Below are 3,332 nucleotides of genomic sequence, written 5' to 3' on the forward strand. Positions count from 1 at the left end.
TGAAAACACAACCCGCTACGGGGGAGACTTACCCGAAATCTGATTTATTCAACAAAGCCGTCTTCAATTACAACATCGCCCCAGGGATTCGCTTCACAGCAAAGCTTCAGAAAAGACTTAAACCATCCCTTGTTTTGTATTTCTTCCGGAAGCTGTACCACATGTATGGCCAGACAATCTCCCTGGTAACGATTAGTACTTTGTCTAAGCCCTACAACAATCCCCTTTTCTTGAATCTGTACACCTGCCTGATGCTCTTTCATGTCGGGCGTATAGTGCCTTGCTCTGTTTAACCAAGCCACCAGCTGCTGAGCCGTAGTTGGTGATTCTTCAGCTATCCATTTCAGGTACTTGATGCGGTCCATATGCTCCTCCCTGTACGATTTCCAATGAAAGGCTCTACAGTATTAAGCTGCTGTAGAGCTCATTCAACCATGCTCAAACGGTGCGTATTAAAGGATGCCTAACCTTTTTGTTTCATCGATCCACGGTCTGAATTCTTCCAGTAGATTATCATATAGCTTTTCATCGCTAATCGAACCGAAATCATCCATGGCAAAGAAGTGGGTGTTATCAACCCGGCGGTCAGTAAAGTCATCCAGATTTTTGAGGATACCGTAGCTTGAACCACCCAGGCCGACAAACTTCCAGAAGATGGGGTAGTTGGCAGAACGCCGGATTGCATCTTTAATCGCCCGGGTCTTGCTGATCCCGCCATCGGTAATAAATACTACATATACTGGGATTTTCGAGTCCTTAAAATAGTTGACTATTTCTTCCATCACAGGAGGCTCGTTGTTTGTCCCTCCAAGGCCCGGCAGGTTCTCCCAGGCTGAACGCTTTCCAGACCCGCGAATGGACTGAATATATGTGTCCAGGTTGTCCAGTGTGACGTTTGGATACTTCTTATGCTTCTCTCCAAATCCCCAGACATCCATTTCACCGTCGTCGTCGAACTGGGCGGCAAGAACGGCGATGCGGTCCAGCACAGACTGAACGTTACCCTTACTGAACTGGCCACTCATCGAGCCGGATGCGTCAAGTACAAATGCAACCGCTGCCTCAAGGGTGTCCAGTTTATTTTTAGTGAGACTGACCGAGGCTTTTTTAGCGAGGCTTACAAGGCGCGGAGATCTGGTTTCCAGTTTCTTTTCCAGACTGATACGAGCTGGCTTTGCTGGCTGCGGAGCTGGCTGTGCGACATCAACGCCATAGCTAATGGCCAGAGGCTCAAGTCCACCGTTGAAACCCTGCCCGAGCGCACGAAGCTTCCAGGCGCCATTGTGCCGATATACTTCACCCAGGATGATTGCTTTCTCACTGCGGCCCTGAGTCTCAGCCTGAAAGTCAGCGATACCAGGAGCCTGAATGCTCAATAAACTGAGCCCACTGATGGTATCTTCACCATCAATGACAACGGTGATCGCAATTTTACTGACGTTCGCTGGAACACGATCCAGTGCTATATCAATGCTGGACTGCTGCGAACCGGTAACGAGCTTGACTGCCCCCTCAGGAGAAGCCAAATTATTATAAAAGATAAAGTCAGAATCGCCACTGACCTTTCCCTGAGCATTAAGCAAGAACAGGCAGGTATCGGGTTCGCCTTTAAAGCCGGATTTGGCAGGGTACTGAAGATTCAGCCTGATAGCAGATTGCTGAAGGGGTATGTTTTGTCCGGATTGTAGATTCATATTAACTCTCCTGATTTTTGATTATTTTTAAAGCGCAGCGTTTATATATGTTCCCCAGGCTTAGTTCAGGACGCTGGATATTCGGTGAGGCGTAAATATGGTGTGACACCATATTTCATCACGCTGAAGTTTCTATACCTGTTGAATTTGAATTTTCATTGCCCGGGTATCTTATGTTCCAGATCCCGTTCCTTCATAAATCGCAAAAGTAACATATATCCGAGGGGCATGCTGTTGATATAAGGCACGGAATACTGGCTTAACCAGCAACCATAGATAAACCCGGATCCTGCAAAAAGGTTCACGCCAGAATTAACATTACTCTGCTTTCTGAAAACGCCCGGCCCCCTTTCTCAGATTCAACAGCTGATAGCGGATCGTTACCCAAAAAAAACCCCGGCATTGCCGGGGTCAGACTCAGCGTCTTTTAGACATTGACGCCGTGCTGGGAAGCAAGCGCTGACAGGCCACCGGCAAAACCCTGGCCGACAGCTTTAAACTTCCACTCAGCGCCATGGCGATACAGTTCACCGAAGACCATTGCGGTTTCAGTTGAGGCGTCTTCAGACAGATCGAAACGGGCAATTTCCGTGCCGTTGTCGTTGTTGTAAACGCGCATGAAGCTGTTGCTCACCATGCCGAAGTTTTGTTTACGAGCTTCTGCATCATAGATGGTAACGGCAAACACCAGTTTTTTGATGTCTGCTGAGACTTTGGTCAGATCAATTTTGACCTGCTCATCGTCGCCGTCGCCTTCACCAGTACGGTTGTCGCCCTGGTGCTCTACTGCGCCATCAGGGCTGGTTTTATTATTGAAGAAAATGAAATGGGCATCTGACAGCACTTTACCGTCTTCACCTACTGCGAATACGGAAGCGTCAAGGTCAAAACCCTGACCATCGGTTACACGGGCATCCCAGCCCAGACCAACCATAGCGACATTCATGGTTGGTGCTTCTTTGGTCAGAGATACGTTGCCGCCTTTTACGAGAGAAACTGCCATTTTTAGCTCCTGCAAACAGTTGAATGAGGCTGAATTAACAGCCCCGGATATGAAAAGTTACTTTTCGATCAGGACGCGTTAATGCCGTACTGAGCACATACAGATGCCAGACCACCAGCATAACCCTGGCCTACTGCGCGGAATTTCCACTCACCATTGTGGCGATACAGCTCGCCAAACAGCATGGCGGTTTCAGTGGACGCATCTTCGGTCAGATCGTAGCGAGCGACTTCAGTCTGGTTATCGTCATTAACCAGACGAATAAACGCACCGGATACCTGACCAAAGCTCTGGCGACGAGCCTGAGCATCGTGGATGGTCACAACGAAGATGATCTTGTCAACTTCAGACGGGACGGCGTCCAGTTTAATTTTCAGCGATTCATCATCACCATCGCCCTCACCGGTGCGGTTATCGCCGGTGTGTGTTACGGAACCGTCGGATGACGTCAGGTTGTTATAGAAGATGAAATCTGAATCGCCGCGCACTTTGCCGTTTGAGGCCAGCAGGAATGCTGAAGCATCCAGGTCAAAGTCCTGACCGTCTGTTGAACGCGCATCCCAGCCAAGGCCCACTAGGACGTTTTTCATTGACGGAGCTGCTTTACTTAGGGAGACGTTCCCGCCTTTGGAAAG

The 3,332-nt window shown here is 48.9% G+C and carries 3 protein-coding genes and 1 pseudogene; all 4 read right to left on the reverse strand.

Features of this window, described 5'->3' with window-relative positions:
- Nucleotides 1-59: 59 nt before the first annotated feature.
- Nucleotides 60-365 (reverse strand): annotated as a pseudogene (locus ACOTYN_RS25950) (hypothetical protein); the annotation flags it as partial.
- A gap of 87 nt (nucleotides 366-452) precedes the next feature.
- Nucleotides 453-1,694, reverse strand: a complete 1,242-nt coding sequence (locus tag ACOTYN_RS25955; RefSeq protein WP_332957114.1) for a vWA domain-containing protein — start codon at nucleotides 1,692-1,694, stop codon at nucleotides 453-455.
- 427 nt (nucleotides 1,695-2,121) lie between these two features.
- Entirely contained in the window at nucleotides 2,122-2,697 is a 576-nt protein-coding gene (locus tag ACOTYN_RS25960; RefSeq protein WP_020996162.1) for a TerD family protein, read from the reverse strand.
- 68 nt (nucleotides 2,698-2,765) lie between these two features.
- On the reverse strand, nucleotides 2,766-3,332 hold a 567-nt coding region (locus ACOTYN_RS25965; RefSeq protein WP_141037085.1), incomplete at its 5' end, for a TerD family protein.

It is taken from the genome of Enterobacter cloacae complex sp. IR5458 (assembly GCF_049238025.1).
In the GTDB taxonomy this organism is placed as follows: domain Bacteria; phylum Pseudomonadota; class Gammaproteobacteria; order Enterobacterales; family Enterobacteriaceae; genus Enterobacter; species Enterobacter kobei.